Here is a 13,856-nt window from a genome sequence, read left to right as displayed (position 1 = left end):
TTTCTTCCTTGGTAATCAGGACGGATAAACCGCCACGGTGTCGGCGGACTGTTCGCCCAGGGCGAAATACAGCGCGCCGTCCACGCCCACGTCGTCGGGTTGGTAGGGGTAAACAATCGTACTGACGCCGGACATCATCGCCGCCGCGATGTAAGCCGTGCCGCGCACTTCGCCTTTCAGCGTCAGCGCCACCATCTGCGAACGCACGTTCTTGTACGTATTGATGATGCGCGTCACGCGGTCGTACAGCCCGTCATCCACGCCCTGGTCGGACACGATGACTTCCAGGCGGAACGTGTAGGGTTCGCCCACGGGCGTGTCGGCGTACCATTCGATGATGTTGATGGTGTAGCCCAGCGGCGCGAGCGCGCCACGCAGCGCCGACAGCGTGCCTTTGTGCTTGTGCACGTACAGCGAATTTTTGATGACGCCGCGCTTTTGCGCTTCGGTCCAATCGTTTTGCCATTCGTCAACGCTGAACGCCCAGGCAAGCCATGGCAGCAGTTGCGCGGGGCATGTGTCTGGATTCCACGCATCACGCACAGGCACAGGCATATCCGCCAGGCGCGCGGTGGCCAGGTCGATGGCGCGTTCCTGGTCGGTCGCGTTCGGCGGCAACAGGGTTACGGGATCACTCACCGATGCCCCCATTGGTCAGCGTCACGCTGGTGCAATAGGTGGCCTGATTCCAATTGGCCACCACGTTGACCGTGGGCGCGGCCAGAATGACATCCTGCACGCCTTCCTGGAACAGCGCCGCGTGAATGCCGGCAATTGTGACATCACGCGCCATGCGGTGATTTTTTTCGATGTAAGCATCCAGCGCATCGCTGGCGGCCTGCATGACCACTTCCTGGTCGGGTCCGGCGTAAAACTTCAGCGTGGCGGCCACCGTGTAATTCACGATGTTGGCGGAACTTACTTCCACGTTGTCGGTAAGCGGGCGCACGTCTTCGGCGGACAGCGTAGTATTCACCGCCGCTATCAGGTCGGGTTCGGCCACTCCTGTGCCGTTGCGCGACAGCACAGCGACTTGCACCACGCCAGGCGTTTCCGGCGGCCCGTATACGCTGACATCCAGCACGCGCGCATCGGCACCCAGCGCGTGATAGATGTAGGCGCCTTCAGGCCCCGCCGTGCTGAAGCCTTCGAACGACAGCTGCACGCGGCGGCGCAGGTCTGCATCGGATTCCAGGATTTCCGGCGTCGGCGGAATGGTCGTGTTGTCCGCCGGCTGTATCACCAGGCGTTCGGTGTCGTAGTTGGCGGCGATGTTGTCCAGGTCGGCGCCGGTTGCGTAGGCCAGCGTGATAGCCTTCACGGCTTCATTCACACGTTGGCGCAGCAGCGTTTCGCGGTACGCGGCGACTTCCAGAATCTTGTAAGCTGGGTCCGATTCCACCAGGGCGGTGAACGTCGTATCTCGCGCTTGCAGGTCCGCAAGCATCGCCGCCAGGATCGTTTCGTAATCCAGCGTTTCGACAGCATCGGGGAAGGGAAGCTGCGACAGGTCAACAGCAGTAAAGGCGCCGGCCATTATTGGATAACGATTCCGTCAAGCGTGATTTGCTGGCCGTCCGGCAGGTAATTGCCGGTCAGGTCTAAGGCGACATCGCCAGGCGCTGCGCTCGCCAGCGTTACTTGCGTCACCTGTATGCGCGGCTCCCATCGCATCAGCGCTTCGACAGTGGCCGCGTAAATGTCCGTGATGGTGGTGCGGTTCATCGGCGCGTCCACCAATTCGAACAGCCGGCTTCCATAGTCGCGTCGCATCACACGGCTGCCTATCGGCGTCGTGAGAATGTCCCGGGTGGATTGGCGAAGATGTTCAATCCCGCCCAGGCTCTTGCCGGTCGTCGCGTTGGTGCCGTCCATGCTGACATTGTGGCCAGCATGGTGTTGGGCTTCCTCCTGGGGGATTTCCGATCAGTGCGGCGTGCCGGTGTCGCTGCCTTCGCCGTTTTCATGGTGAACGTGCGTGCTGTCGATGGTGACGCCTTCGTGCGTCAGCGGGCCATCCTTGAAATTCACGGGGCCGGAAATTTCAGACGTGACGCCATCGGCCCCGCCTGAACCTTTCTGGCCGCCCTTCCACGTCAGCAGGCCGTCAATCGTTACCATGCCAGTGAAGTGCGATTGCGGGCTGTCCACCGTCACGCTTTCGGCGGCCTGGATTTCCGCCGTCTTGCAAATCACCACAACGCTGCCCGCGCTCGCGGACACGTCGATGGTGTATTTATGCGCGGCGCGGTCGTATTCCACCGTGGTGCCGTCGTTGTAGACGGTGCGGTGAACATCCAGGCTATCCGCCGGCTCTGCGTGCGCGTCCTGGTACAAGCTGCCCAGGATGATGCCTTGCGACAGGTCGCCGCTGACTGCTGCCACCACAACCTGTTCGCCAACTTCAGGCGCCCACCAGGTGCGATCACCGCCCGCGCGCTGCGTCATCCACGGGATGCTGTCGGTTGTCGCATCGCCCAGCTTAACCGTGGCCACGCCGCTGGAAGGGTCCACCGATGCCACTGTGCCAATGGTGAAGACGTTGGCCAGGCGCCGGTCGGTGTCCGTCATCGCGTAGTTGCTCATTGCGCCCCCGCGTCAGGGATTGCCGGCTGGTATTTGTCTTCGTTGCCGGTGCCGATGTCGGGAAGCCAGCTGTACATCGGATGCCCAGGCGTCATGCCTTCGTCCGTCCAGATGGTGTTTCCCAGGTGCACGGTGTCTTGCAGCCATTCCACCGTCCACACTTCGAAGCGGTCCAGCACTGGCGAGAAATCATCAGGCATGATGCTGATGACGTAGGCGGGGCCGGTGGGCAGCGTTTGGCCGTCCTTCGTCGGGTTCGGATGGGACCAACGGCGCAGGCGCAGCCACGCAGCGAAGGCGCCCGCCAGCTTGCGCACTTCCAGTTTCGCTTGGGGCGTGCGGAATCCGACTATCAGGCGTGCTTCGAAACGCGCATGCACCGCCAGCTGTTCGGTGCCTGGGTCCACGTCGGGCGCCGGCTCCATTTCACACAGTGACAGCAGGCACGCCGGCAGTTCTTCCGGCTTCGGCGCCTCGCGGTCTGTTTCTTCACGGTAGAACTGCACGATTTTCAGCGCAGGGAATTGCGCCTGGATGTCGCGCACAATGGCGTCGTGCAGGTCCGCCAGGTCAACGTTGGTTATCGCGTTCGCCACTTCAATTCCCGTTCAAACACTTTCATGAATTGCGTTTCGAATTCCTGCGCGCCTATCAGCTTGTCTTCCAGGAAGGTGTTGGCCTGGTCCTGGATGGCGGCGGTTTCCTTGTCCAGCGGCAGGCGTTCTTTGCCTCTGCGTTTAAACACTTGCTGCGCGCCGTTGCGGCCCTTGGCGATGAACCCGCCGGGAACGTATCGGTTTCCGTCTGCGCTTACGCCCCTGGCTCGTTTCTTCGGGCGCATATAAATCAGCGCGATTTGGTCCAGGCCGTACCACACGGTGATGCTTTGCCCGTCGCCCGATTTTCGAAGCTTGAACGTCTTCAGGCGCCGCCGCAAAAGCTTTTGCTGGATCTCCAACGCCTGGGACAGGCCGCGAATTGAACGCGTCTTCAGCCACGCAGCCATTTTCACCAGCGTGGATTTCAGCGCGCGTTCGGTCTGTTGCTCTGTTGCGTTCAGGTCGCTGATGACTTCCTGAATGCCCATCGCGGACAGGTCCAGGTCCACCATCGCCATTACATCGGCTCCATGTGCAGAATGGCAATGCCGGTGCCGTCCTGCTGCGGCTGCGTCATGATGCTGAAGCGGTCACCGATGGGCGCGCGCGTCTTTTCGTCCACCTGTTGCCAGTAGTCGCCGCGATCGACATCGGGCACATCGACTTCCTTGCATGTGAATCGCGGCGCGCTGGTGTCGGCTTCGTACTCGCCCAGCTGCGCGTTTAGATACGGGTCATCAAAGATGCCGTGCACATACAGAACCTGGCCCGTACCCTGCAAAGTGATAGCGGCGAGAATTGCGAAATCCCCGCCGCTTTCAGGCTGCAAAAAGTCGTCCAGGTTTTCCCAGGACGGCGCCGGCATTACTTGGCCTTGGCTTTCGACTTCGCGGCGGTCGCGGCGTCGTCGTCAACGGGCGAAACAACGGGCGGGGTGGTCGCGGCCGGCGCGGCGACTTCGGGCGCGGGCGCGGGTTCAGCCGGCGCGGGCGGCGCGCTGTCGTCGTCGCTTTCGCTCATGCCCAGGTCGGCTTCCACTTCGTGCAGCACGGCTTTGCCACGGCGCAGCAGGTCTTTTGCCGTGGCTTCCACCACTTCCACCAGCGCGCCCGCGCGATGCACCAGGCCGCCCAGCACAACAGCGGCGGTCAGCTTCAGTTTGAAAAGTTCTTGCATGCCTGTTCCTCAGTCGATTGTGAAACGGGCCGCCGTATCAGGGCGGCCCGCTGTGCCTTACTTCAGTGTGCCGCCGGCTTAGGGCGCCTTCACGCCGTAGGTGAAGCTCTGAACGTGACGCACGTTCATGTCCACGTCCTGCAAGGCAACCAGGCGCAGGCCGCCGCTGGTGGACAGGCTGTAGGGGTCAACGGTCAATTCCAGGCCGCCCCACATGGCAATCACCAGGTCTTGCCAGTTGCCGAAGAACGCATCACCGGCCGCGATCTGGTTCGAAACGTTGGTTTCGTAGCCGTTCACGGTCTTGCCGGGTTCCCAAATCGTGCCGCTCGCGGCAGTGTCGGGGAATTTCAGCGCGGTTTTCATGTAGCCGCGCATGCCCGCGTTGAACGAATACGACATGGCGTCCACGTCGGCGTCGTCCAGCGCAATTTGCGTTTCCATGTCCACCAGTTCGGCAAACGTGGGGTTGGTGCCGGCGAACGTCACGGCGTTGATGCCGGTGATGTTCTTCACGCCGCGCGGCTGGTTGGTGGTGCCGGTGCCGTAGATGGCCACGCGGTCGATTTCCAGCGCCATGACTTTCAGCAGGTCGTCGCGCACCAGGGCTTCGGCGTCCGGCGTCGATTGCAGCATCAGCCGGCGGGTGATGTCGGTGTACGCGCCCACGGTCTTGGGCGTGAACGCGATCTGGTCCACGCCGGGTTCCGACGCGGTGGGGGCGCCACCTTCACCCACCCAATACGCCTGCGTGCTGGCGTTCTGGCGCGGGATATCGACGTTGCCAACCAGGCCCGCCAGCGTGCGAGCGCGGCGCATCACCCAGGCTTTCTTGCGCAGCAGTTCGATGAACGAACCGGCCAGCAGTTCGGTGGCGACGATGTTCGCGCCGGGGCCGCCGCTGGGGTTGGTCGTGCTGAAGGCGCGGCCCAGCACGTCGTTGGGGATGATGATGCCCTTTGGCGATTTGCCGTAGGCGTCGGCAGCGGCGCGCGAGCATTCCAGTTCGAAGGCGGCGGCCTTCTGGTAGTCCTGATTCCGCGGGTCGGCCATGGCGCGAATGGCGCGCATGATGCTGAACTGGCGCACTTCCTTGTCGGTCATGCCGATGTCGGCGCCCTTGTTCTGTTCGGACAGGGGCTTGTTGCCGCGCTCGCGGGCCAGGTCGTCCAGCAGGACGCGGCGCAGGTCTTCGGCGGTCTTGCCTTCGCCGATGAACTGCATGGCCTTTTCGGCGCAGTTGTACGTCTTGCCCAACGCGGTCAGGTCGGTGACGCGCTGGCGTTCGGCGGTCAAGCCGCGCTGTTCGGCGGCCTGCACGCTTTCGGCGCTGGCGGCACGCTCCGTGATTTCGACGGCGCCAACATCGTTGCCGGCATCGTCCACAGCAACGCGGCACAGATTGCCTTGGGCGTCGCGGAAAGTGCGATATTTCATGTTCGGGTGGTCCTCGGTTTGTACTCGCGCTGTGGCGGATTGTTTGATGCTGGCTGAATTGTCCGCCGGCTTCGCGCCGCGTTCCTCCTGGGGGATTTCCGCATTGCGGCCCACGCCCACGGTGTCGTCGGCGGGCACGGACACCATGCTGATTTCGTAGGGCGTCCAGCTGGTGACGCGGTACACGTCGGTGTTTTCGCGTTCTTCCGCCAGCTTGATGCCGTCGATGGTGTAGCCAACGGACACCTTCGTAACGATGCCGTCGATGATGTCCTGGAACAGCTGTTCACCAGCGGCGGATTTGCTAAATCGAACGACGGCGCGGCCCTTGCGGTCGCCGTCGATGCGCACCGACTCCACCACGCCGCGCTGGTCGCGCCAGTCGTGCATCCACAGCAGAGCGGCTTTGTTCGACAGGCGGGACAGGTCAACTTCGTGCGCATCGTGGCCCAGGACTTCGATGCCCCAATAACGCGGGTATTCGATTTCGCTGGAAAACGACAATTCCACCGTGCGCGCTTCCACGTCGATGGAATCCTGAACCACAGTCGCTTCACGGCGGTGCGGTTCGGTCGCGCCGCGCAGGCGCACCAACATTTCGGCCACCTTCGCGGTGCCGGCGCCGCTGGCGTCGCGCGTCATCAGGCCACGGGGCCGCATGGTTTCGGTGCTCACTATTTCGGTTCCTTGGCCACAGATTCATCGGCTTTGCTGGGCGCCGGTTCGGGCGCCGGCAGAATGCCGAAAATCACATTGATGAAATCTTCCGGCAGCTTCGCCGCCACCATCTGTTCGTAATCGTCCGCGATTTCCGCGAAGACTTCGGCGGGGTCGCGCCCGCGTTCGCGTATCACTTCGCTGATGGACTTGAACCCGCCGCGCACCGCCGTCACGTTCGCGGTAACGTCGGACTTCGGATCAATCCAATCCCATCGGCGCGGCTGCCAGTGGCGCGGCGACAGCCGCACCAGGGCGGCGGCGTCCAGCGGCTTGCCCTTGGCGACGATTGACTGGCGCAGCAGCTGCACTTTGAACCAGGACGAATGCACGCGCTCGCACAGGACTTCCACCAGCCACTGTTGGCATTCCATCCAGTTGTCACGCTCATCAAGCGCGCCCTGGCGGATGCTGGAATAGTTCACGCCTTCCAGGTCGTTGGCGATGGGGTTGTACGCCGTGCCCATGCCGGTGGCCGCGCCGCGCAGCATGGCTTTGTGGAAGCGTTCAAACTCGCCGTTGGGATACTGCGGCTTGAACTCGGCAAGTTTCGCGCCTTCGGGCAGTTCGTGGAACGACAGCGGTTCAGCGTCTATGCTGCCGGCTACGTCGTCGCCTTCCTCGCACTCAGGACCGAAGCCTGCCTCCCATTGGATGAAACCCATCTGCGACGCACCAGCGCGCGCATTCTGCACGGCGGCATCTTCGAAGCCAGCCAGGTGGTGCAGGCGAAACAGTGCCGTGCTGGCCCACGGGATGCCGCGCCGCTGGCCCACCATTTCTTTCACGAAACCGTGGATGATTTGTTCTGCCGGAACGCGCACGAACCCGCGCCCAGCGATCAAGTAATAATTCGCGTCCCATTCGTCGGTGCTGCTGAAATGGTACGCGACGGGCCGCCCGTATTTGTTGAACTCGATTCCATGGCGGATGAACGAACCATCCTTGCCATACTGCGAATTCTCATAGCTCACCGGCAGGCGTTGCGGGTCGATGGCCTGCAATGCGTAACCATAGGGGCCTGCGTCGTCGCCGTAGATTTCACGGAAAATGAATTCGCCATCGCGCGCCGCCGTTTCGATGGCCAGCACCTGAAGCTGGCGCCACGTCATCGTCCCGGTGACATCGCAATTGCCGGTGGCGCCCCAATCTTTCCAGGCGCTATCAATCGCGGCGTTGGTGTCGGTGTCCAGCTTGCCGCGCGGCAGCTTCACGCGGGCGTGCATCGTGATGCCGTGGCGGCCAACGATGTTCTGGCGCACGCGGCGGATGAACCCTTTCACGTAGTCGTTGTTCGACCACTGTTCACGCGAGCGCGCCACCAGGACAGGCTGGCGCAGCGAAATGAATTGATCGGGCGACACCGGGAAGGAAGACCACTTATCACGCTCGGTGACGGCGGATGCCTTGAACATGCCGCCCAGCGGGTTGCCCATGAAATACGAACGCTTGCGGCGCGGCGCGTCGATGGAAGCGGGCGCGGTGACGGCGCCGCTTCGGCGCAGGAAGGGAAACAGTTTCATCGCGGGCTGAAGTGAACGTGGATGGGACGGCCAAAACGCCGCTTGCCGCCGGACTTGCACGCGTTTTCATTGCGCACAGCGGTGGCGTAGTACGATTTGAGCGTCAGCAGGTCTTTGATGGACGTTCGGTAAAGCTCGCGGTTGTTGATGCGGTAGCGTTCCTGGTCCAGCGTCGCGCGCTTTGCCAGCACTGCGTTGATAGCGTCCAGCGCGATTTGGTTCGCGCTTCGGCCGTCGTATCCGTCAGCAGCGGTTGCCAGGTCGGGCGCGATGTTGATCTGCCCGCGCTCGATTTCCACCAGCTGGCCGGCGTTTGACGCGCGCAGCGCATACCAATACTGGCCGGCGGGCCATTCTGCGGTCGTTGCTGCATCAGCTGCGAACAGATGCGCGCCTGCGCTTGCGCTGGCCGTCAGGTCGATGGACTTCGGGCCGCGGATGTACGCGGTCAACGTCCATGCCGGCGCCGGATAGTCGGCAAGCGCCACCGTGGCCTGGAAGGGAAGGCCGGCGGTAGCGCTCGCGGGTAGATACTGATTTTGAGGTTCGCAGCAGGCCATTTTTACCAGTGTTTGGCCCAATTCCTTTTATTTCCGCCGGAAAAACGGCGTTTTGGACGGGCATTGTCTGGATTTTGCTGCTGTTGCGCCTGGCGTTCCTCCTGGGGGATTTCCTGGGGCGCCTTGTTGTCGTTCGCGTGCTGTTGCATTGCCTTCAGCGTGTCGTGAAGCTTCACCGCTGTGTCGGCAACCTTCGCGCTCCATTCCTTTGTCGCTGCGGGCGTTGTCGTCGCTGGCCGCTGTGCCGGCGCGACACGCTGCGACAGCCGCAAAGCAAGGCGTTTAAACACTGGCTGCATGATTTTCAGCGCGGCGTATGCGTACACGCGGCAGTCTAGCGCTTCGTTGCGGTCGCGGTCGTTCTTGTGCCACTCGCGCACGGGCTGGCCTTTCGAGTAGCGCACCACCAGGCGTTCGGCAGTCAGCTGCTTGAAAAATTCTTCGTTCCAATCATCCGCCAGCGGGAAGTGGCAATAGCCTGGTCCAACTTTCATCTGCGCCAGGCGGCGCATAACAACCAGCTTCGCTTCATCGACGCCGACGCGGAATAGGTCGGTGAACTTCGATTTCTTTTTGCCGGTTTGTTTGCGGTGCGGCTTTTCAACAATGGGGATGCCCCAGCCGCCCAGGCCCTTGATGCCGAAGATGCGGCGGCCCGTCTTGCCTTGCAGCCAGGCGTATGCCGCCGCCGTCATGCCGCCCGTGCCGCCGGTGTCCACGCATGTGCCTTCGATGCGCAGCGTGGCGCCGCTTTCATGCTGGAACGTCTGCGCCTCGACGGCTTCCAGGTCGTTCCACACGTCGGGCAGCAGCGGGTCACCCCAAATCACGCCGCGTTCGACGGACCACGATTCTTCACCGACGCCCCAGGCGACGATTTCGTATTCCAGGCGGTCGTCCTGCATGTCCACGCCCATGGACAGCCACAGGCCACCCATCGGCACCTGGGCCGCGTATTCCTCGCGCCGCTTCAGCAGGCCGTCCGGGTCCGCCTTTTCACCAGCGGCGAACGGCCAGCCCAGCGACACGTTGACGAATGACTGCAAGTCGCCCAGCGTCAGCTTGTCCAAGTAGGACTGCACAATGTCGCGCAGGCGCCGGAACGTCGATGCCATTTCAGGCGCGTGGAATGATGCGTGCCCCTTGAATGGCCTAGTGGCGATCCACCCGGCGCCTTGTGCGGCGGCCTCGCGGATGGCCATGATGCGTTCGCCGTCATCCCACAGCGTGCCGCATTCGGGATCAGCGCACAGATAGCGCGCCGTCGTCGGTTCATGCTCTACGCCCACATCCTTTTCGGCGTCTTCCACGCTGGTGGACTGGCGCCCATCCCAGCGCACGTTTTCCCATTTGAAGTATTGCGGGAATTCGCAGTGCGGGCACTTCACGTAATAGCGCCGCTGGTCGCCGGCCAGGAATCCTTTGTAGATGCGGCTTGTTTCCAGGTCCACGGGCGTGCTGCTGCGGATGTCCAGGCGGTCGTCGCCAAACGTCGCGCTACGCTGTGCCAGCAGTTCCAAGAAATCGCCTTCGGCCGTGGTGTCGTAACCGTCCACTTCGTCGGCTTGCGTCAGTGGCGCCGAACGCCCGCGCGCCGTCTTCGGGCTTCCCGCCCAGCTGAACATCAGCCATCCGCCGATGTACGAAATCATGCGGCTGTTGTTCACGCCGTGGCGCCCGCGCGGCTTCGCCATTTTCTTGGCGATGGCCGGGTTGGCTTCCAACATCGGTTTCAGCTTCGTTTCTTGAAACGTCGCCATGTCGCCTTCGGACGGCTGCGCCATTATCTGGCTGCGCGGTTCGTGGGCGATGTGATAGCCGGTGACGCACTGTAGAACCGTCGTCTTCCCCAGCTGCGCGCCCAGCATCAGGTCCATGCGGCGGATGCCGGGTTCCTTGATGGTGTCCAGGATGCCGCGCTGCATCGGCGCGTTATCGAAATTGATCGGGCCAGGGATGGCGTTACCGATGGGGATACGCACATTCTTTTCGGCCCACACGGACGGCAGCATGTCCGGCGGCGGCACCAGGTTGACGGCGGCGGAACGCTGGGCCGTCAGCACGGCTTCCAGGTTCGAAAACTGTTCAGTGGCTTGTGTCATCGTCCGGCGCGTCGTCTTCGTCGTCCACGTCTAGGTCCGCGCTGGCGGACTGTTCCAGCGCCAGGACAAGTTCGGCGCGCAGCTTCTGTTTGAAAGTCATTTCATCGGTGCAGCCCAGCAGCTGAAGCACGGCGCGAGTAGGCACGTTCATGATGTTTTGCCGGATGACTGCCATCATGGACGATTGCACACGCTGGAATTCGGCAATGGGCGCCACCTGGCCGCGCGCCTGGGCCAGTTCAAGTTCGGCGCGCTCCATCTTGGCGCGGGCCGTGCGTTTCTCGATTTCCGCCAGGTCATCGACGGCGCCGCCGGCCGCTTCCACCTGCCGCTGGGCGTACCACCGTATTACTTCCGAAAGGTCGAAAGTCCATTCAACGCCGCGCGCGCCACGCTGCACCACGGGCATGCCATCTTTCACCCACCTATCAACGGTGGGAAGCGATACGCCCATGTGTTCGGCTAGGCCGGAACGGTTCAGTTTTACGCCAGCCATCGCGGCCACGCCCTAATCATCAATTTTCGAAACAAAATGCACGCAGATATGGAAAGGCGCGGGACCCTTGCCCCCGTGAGGCGGCGGCCCTGGGAAGGACCCATCGGTGTGGCGTCCGCACCACACTTCCGTCATCGTGGTGCTATCTTCGACCATCGTCGGTCATCTGCCCGCAAATTTTCCTGTCGTCGGCAATGACTGCCTGGGCAGCCTTCAGCCTCTCCGCTACCTGCTGGGCGCGGGCGGCGAACCGGACAAGAATTGCCGCATCGACAAGTTGAAATCCTCCGTTACAGACTGCATCACGTTCGGCGGTGCTGGCGGCAACACCGGACACACTCGCAACGGAGCAGGTTCCTGCGGTAAGCGACTTGCGCAGCTGCAAAGTGCCAGCGCGCAAATCAGCAATGGTGCGGTCAGCAATATCCTGTGCATCTTTGTTCCTCTGTATCAGCTGGGTTTCAACCTGGGCCTGCCTCTGTGCTGCATCCTGTTCGATGGTGCGCGCATCAGCATGCGCCTGGGCCAGCGCCTGGGCGTTGGCCGTTCGTTCGTCCGCCAGCGTGCGTTCGTACTGCGCCGTCGTCACCGTGACGCCGTGGTGATACGCGCCGTACAGCGCGCCGAACACCACAGCCACGGCCAGCAGGTACGGCCAGGCTTTCTTCAGGAACGCGAGCGCGACGGCCATAGCATCAATCCCAAAACCACGTTTTGCTGTTGAACTTGTCGGGGTGTTGCGCGCGATAGGCCGCCATGGCGTCTTTCACCAGCTGGCGGCCCACCAGGCGCATGCGGATGGTTTGGGTAACGTCAATCGCCCAGCCCACCAGCACGCACAGCGCGATGTAGGCGCCCAGCACCCAGGCCGCGATAACGGACAGTCCCATTGCGATGGTGCCAAGCGTCTGCCACATCACGCAGCTTCCTGAACGTCGCGCATCACCGCGAATGCTGCCTGGTCGTACAGCTTCGCCCAGGCGGCCGGATGCGGCTTACCAGGCCGCCACACGCGCAGGTACAAATCCCAGGCGGCCTGTGCATCGCCAATCTTCGGCAGCGGCTTGGGATCGGTCCACAGGTTCAGCCGTGCGAAGGCAGCGGCCAGCACGTCTTCATTGACGATAGCCGCATACACGGCATCTTCGTTGAACGGCACATGGTGCAAGGCGCAGATGTCGGACGCGATGCCATTCGTGGTGCGATAGTTCATCACGCCACGAACGCCGCCTGCTTTCTCGAACTGCCAGAACCCATGCGCCGGGCCGCCAACCTGCACGCGCTCGCGGAATGCCGATTCCTGCAAGCCAATGGCCAACAGCATCACGCGCGCTTTCGCGCTGTTCATGGCATCAGGCAGCAATGCCAGCGCCGGGTTTACGGCGTTGGCCAATACGTCTTTCAATTCCATCAATAGGGCCTTTCGTTGTGGACTTTGCACCGCACGGCGTTGGCAAGCTTCGGCCATACGGTTTTCATCACGATGTGCCGCAGGCCCACCAGGCCCACGGACACATTCAGCGTGATTTCGGATTGCAGGGTGTCTTGCCCGTGCACCGTGCCAAGCAGCACGGAAAGCGCCGACATCGCGGCCAGTGAGAAAATCACCTTGCCCACGATGCCGTCGCGCACCTTCGGGTGCAGGGCGCAGAACGTGGCCCAGGCGAATATCGCGCAGCAGGCCAGCACGTTCCAGGTTGCCAGGGTTGCGCTCAACGATCACCCCCGAAGCGACGGCGGATCAATTCCCACAGGTCCGCATTCTTGATGCTGCGGCCAACGGCCTGCATAAGCGAGCCGCCGAACGCGCCCAGCAGAAAACCGATAGCGCCCGCGCTGTTGGGGCCGAACGTCAGCCACTCGACAACGCCAGCAGTGAGAAAGTGCGCGATGGCCGCGCCCGATGCGACGAACACAAAGTAGTCCGCTTTGCTCTGTAATTCGTCCCGATGAAAGCGCGAAACGATCATGGCGCCGACACACCCCGCAAAGGCCCATTTCAGGCTGTTAAGAAATTCGTGCAGTTGTAGCCAGGTCATTGTATCCGGCGAGCCATGTAAGCGGGTGTTAGGTTGGTATCATTGTTGTCATTCGCGGCCCGCAAATCCTCCGGGGGGATTTCCTTTGCCAGCGCGCGCACATGTCGGTCGGTTACTGCGAATATTTCCGCCAACGTCTTCACGGACTCACCAGCAGCAACACGCCGCCGAATCTCCGCTTTCCTGAACTGCTGATAGATGCCCTGGCAGTTGCCTGGCTTCAGTATCTCGCCGCCGAATGCGCGGCACATCTTCACCGCATCATTCCATCCAAGGATGCGCACCAGCTGATGGTCGGGCTTCATCCGCCGTTCGTGCGGCACATACAACAGGACTTGTTCGCCCCTGGATGTTTCGAAGCGCGGCAACTTCCCGACAAGAAATAACGCCCGATCACGCCCGATAACTTCGGCTATTTCCTGCACGCTCTTAGGTAATCGCATGTAATCGCCCCCGGCGTGTCAACCGTGGCAATTGTACATTAGTGTCCGAATGCAAGTAACTGTGCTACTATGCGCGCTCCATCCTCTATATGTGTTCTCAACATGCAAATTGAAAAAGACATACCAATGCCTGCGCCACGTAACGCGCCGAAGTATCCATTTATGCAGATGGGTGTTG

General features: G+C 62.1%; 19 protein-coding genes. All 19 read right to left on the bottom strand.

Annotated features, from left to right (window positions below; genetic code table 11):
• Window positions 1-15: 15 nt before the first annotated feature.
• The 19 genes from AB7813_RS08405 to AB7813_RS08315 all read right to left on the bottom strand — a co-directional run bounded on the left by AB7813_RS08405 (window position 16) and on the right by AB7813_RS08315 (window position 13,678).
• Complete coding sequence (locus AB7813_RS08405; protein WP_441228017.1) at window positions 16-639, bottom strand: phage tail protein I; 624 nt, start codon at window positions 637-639, stop codon at window positions 16-18.
• The gene (locus tag AB7813_RS08400) at window positions 632-1,537 is read right to left on the bottom strand and encodes a baseplate assembly protein (protein WP_441228016.1); all 906 of its coding nucleotides are present in this window, start codon (window positions 1,535-1,537) and stop codon (window positions 632-634) included. Before AB7813_RS08400 ends, AB7813_RS08405 begins: the two co-directional genes overlap by 8 nt.
• Window positions 1,537-1,875 carry a GPW/gp25 family protein gene (locus AB7813_RS08395; RefSeq protein WP_441228015.1) on the bottom strand — a complete coding sequence of 113 codons (339 nt, stop codon included), beginning with the start codon at window positions 1,873-1,875 and terminating at the stop codon, window positions 1,537-1,539. The genes AB7813_RS08400 and AB7813_RS08395 overlap by 1 nt, the downstream gene beginning before the upstream one ends.
• Window positions 1,876-1,926: 51 nt before the next feature.
• Window positions 1,927-2,586, bottom strand: a complete 660-nt coding sequence (locus AB7813_RS08390) for a phage baseplate assembly protein V (protein ID WP_441228014.1) — start codon at window positions 2,584-2,586, stop codon at window positions 1,927-1,929.
• A complete protein-coding gene (locus AB7813_RS08385; RefSeq protein ID WP_441228013.1) occupies window positions 2,583-3,182 on the bottom strand; it encodes a hypothetical protein in 600 nt (199 codons plus the stop codon). Before AB7813_RS08385 ends, AB7813_RS08390 begins: the two co-directional genes overlap by 4 nt.
• Window positions 3,167-3,703, bottom strand: a complete 537-nt coding sequence (locus AB7813_RS08380) for a phage tail protein (protein ID WP_441228012.1) — start codon at window positions 3,701-3,703, stop codon at window positions 3,167-3,169. Before AB7813_RS08380 ends, AB7813_RS08385 begins: the two co-directional genes overlap by 16 nt.
• Window positions 3,703-4,050 carry a head-tail joining protein gene (locus AB7813_RS08375; protein WP_441228011.1) on the bottom strand — a complete coding sequence of 116 codons (348 nt, stop codon included), beginning with the start codon at window positions 4,048-4,050 and terminating at the stop codon, window positions 3,703-3,705. The genes AB7813_RS08380 and AB7813_RS08375 overlap by 1 nt, the downstream gene beginning before the upstream one ends.
• Window positions 4,050-4,361 carry a hypothetical protein gene (locus AB7813_RS08370; protein ID WP_441228010.1) on the bottom strand — a complete coding sequence of 104 codons (312 nt, stop codon included), beginning with the start codon at window positions 4,359-4,361 and terminating at the stop codon, window positions 4,050-4,052. The genes AB7813_RS08375 and AB7813_RS08370 overlap by 1 nt, the downstream gene beginning before the upstream one ends.
• Before the next feature lie 78 nt (window positions 4,362-4,439).
• On the bottom strand, window positions 4,440-6,473 hold the full coding sequence (locus AB7813_RS08365) for a phage major capsid protein (protein WP_441228009.1): 2,034 nt from the start codon (window positions 6,471-6,473) through the stop codon (window positions 4,440-4,442).
• Complete coding sequence (locus AB7813_RS08360) at window positions 6,473-8,038, bottom strand: phage portal protein (RefSeq protein WP_441228008.1); 1,566 nt, start codon at window positions 8,036-8,038, stop codon at window positions 6,473-6,475. Before AB7813_RS08360 ends, AB7813_RS08365 begins: the two co-directional genes overlap by 1 nt.
• Entirely contained in the window at window positions 8,035-8,619 is a 585-nt protein-coding gene (locus tag AB7813_RS08355; protein ID WP_441228007.1) for a hypothetical protein, read from the bottom strand. Before AB7813_RS08355 ends, AB7813_RS08360 begins: the two co-directional genes overlap by 4 nt.
• Window positions 8,601-10,700 carry a phage terminase large subunit family protein gene (locus AB7813_RS08350; RefSeq protein ID WP_441228006.1) on the bottom strand — a complete coding sequence of 700 codons (2,100 nt, stop codon included), beginning with the start codon at window positions 10,698-10,700 and terminating at the stop codon, window positions 8,601-8,603. Before AB7813_RS08350 ends, AB7813_RS08355 begins: the two co-directional genes overlap by 19 nt.
• Window positions 10,684-11,196, bottom strand: a complete 513-nt coding sequence (locus AB7813_RS08345) for a terminase small subunit (RefSeq protein WP_441228967.1) — start codon at window positions 11,194-11,196, stop codon at window positions 10,684-10,686. The genes AB7813_RS08350 and AB7813_RS08345 overlap by 17 nt, the downstream gene beginning before the upstream one ends.
• A gap of 142 nt (window positions 11,197-11,338) precedes the next feature.
• Window positions 11,339-11,887 carry a DUF2514 family protein gene (locus tag AB7813_RS08340; protein WP_441228005.1) on the bottom strand — a complete coding sequence of 183 codons (549 nt, stop codon included), beginning with the start codon at window positions 11,885-11,887 and terminating at the stop codon, window positions 11,339-11,341.
• 4 nt (window positions 11,888-11,891) lie between these two features.
• Window positions 11,892-12,113, bottom strand: coding sequence for a hypothetical protein (locus AB7813_RS08335; protein WP_441228004.1), 222 nt, complete (start codon window positions 12,111-12,113; stop codon window positions 11,892-11,894).
• On the bottom strand, window positions 12,113-12,607 hold the full coding sequence (locus tag AB7813_RS08330) for a hypothetical protein (RefSeq protein ID WP_441228003.1): 495 nt from the start codon (window positions 12,605-12,607) through the stop codon (window positions 12,113-12,115). The genes AB7813_RS08335 and AB7813_RS08330 overlap by 1 nt, the downstream gene beginning before the upstream one ends.
• The gene (locus AB7813_RS08325; RefSeq protein WP_441228002.1) at window positions 12,607-12,912 is read right to left on the bottom strand and encodes a hypothetical protein; all 306 of its coding nucleotides are present in this window, start codon (window positions 12,910-12,912) and stop codon (window positions 12,607-12,609) included. Before AB7813_RS08325 ends, AB7813_RS08330 begins: the two co-directional genes overlap by 1 nt.
• Window positions 12,909-13,235 carry a hypothetical protein gene (locus AB7813_RS08320; RefSeq protein WP_441228001.1) on the bottom strand — a complete coding sequence of 109 codons (327 nt, stop codon included), beginning with the start codon at window positions 13,233-13,235 and terminating at the stop codon, window positions 12,909-12,911. The genes AB7813_RS08325 and AB7813_RS08320 overlap by 4 nt, the downstream gene beginning before the upstream one ends.
• Entirely contained in the window at window positions 13,232-13,678 is a 447-nt protein-coding gene (locus AB7813_RS08315) for a hypothetical protein (RefSeq protein WP_441228000.1), read from the bottom strand. The genes AB7813_RS08320 and AB7813_RS08315 overlap by 4 nt, the downstream gene beginning before the upstream one ends.
• Window positions 13,679-13,856 lie beyond the last annotated feature (178 nt).

The organism is Tardiphaga sp. 20_F10_N6_6 (assembly GCF_052076045.1).
Lineage (GTDB): Bacteria > Pseudomonadota > Alphaproteobacteria > Rhizobiales > Xanthobacteraceae > Tardiphaga > Tardiphaga robiniae.
Note: the sequence above shows the minus strand (reverse complement) of the source record. Positions and strands in the feature narration are given on the sequence as shown.

What these genes read in the sequence shown, in the direction of transcription:
- AB7813_RS08360 (WP_441228008.1), bottom strand. Translation starts at nt 8,038, where the DNA reads ATGAAACTGTTTCCCTTCCTGCGCCGAAGCGGCGCCGTCACCGCGCCC.
- AB7813_RS08375 (WP_441228011.1), bottom strand. Translation starts at nt 4,050, where the DNA reads ATGCCGGCGCCGTCCTGGGAAAACCTGGACGACTTTTTGCAGCCTGAA.
- AB7813_RS08400 (WP_441228016.1), bottom strand. Translation starts at nt 1,537, where the DNA reads ATGGCCGGCGCCTTTACTGCTGTTGACCTGTCGCAGCTTCCCTTCCCC.
- AB7813_RS08390 (WP_441228014.1), bottom strand. Translation starts at nt 2,586, where the DNA reads ATGAGCAACTACGCGATGACGGACACCGACCGGCGCCTGGCCAACGTC.
- AB7813_RS08330 (WP_441228003.1), bottom strand. Translation starts at nt 12,607, where the DNA reads ATGGAATTGAAAGACGTATTGGCCAACGCCGTAAACCCGGCGCTGGCA.
- AB7813_RS08335 (WP_441228004.1), bottom strand. Translation starts at nt 12,113, where the DNA reads ATGTGGCAGACGCTTGGCACCATCGCAATGGGACTGTCCGTTATCGCG.
- AB7813_RS08320 (WP_441228001.1), bottom strand. Translation starts at nt 13,235, where the DNA reads ATGACCTGGCTACAACTGCACGAATTTCTTAACAGCCTGAAATGGGCC.
- AB7813_RS08350 (WP_441228006.1), bottom strand. Translation starts at nt 10,700, where the DNA reads ATGACACAAGCCACTGAACAGTTTTCGAACCTGGAAGCCGTGCTGACG.
- AB7813_RS08380 (WP_441228012.1), bottom strand. Translation starts at nt 3,703, where the DNA reads ATGGCGATGGTGGACCTGGACCTGTCCGCGATGGGCATTCAGGAAGTC.
- AB7813_RS08370 (WP_441228010.1), bottom strand. Translation starts at nt 4,361, where the DNA reads ATGCAAGAACTTTTCAAACTGAAGCTGACCGCCGCTGTTGTGCTGGGC.
- AB7813_RS08395 (WP_441228015.1), bottom strand. Translation starts at nt 1,875, where the DNA reads ATGGACGGCACCAACGCGACGACCGGCAAGAGCCTGGGCGGGATTGAA.
- AB7813_RS08315 (WP_441228000.1), bottom strand. Translation starts at nt 13,678, where the DNA reads ATGCGATTACCTAAGAGCGTGCAGGAAATAGCCGAAGTTATCGGGCGT.
- AB7813_RS08340 (WP_441228005.1), bottom strand. Translation starts at nt 11,887, where the DNA reads ATGGCCGTCGCGCTCGCGTTCCTGAAGAAAGCCTGGCCGTACCTGCTG.
- AB7813_RS08345 (WP_441228967.1), bottom strand. Translation starts at nt 11,196, where the DNA reads ATGGCTGGCGTAAAACTGAACCGTTCCGGCCTAGCCGAACACATGGGC.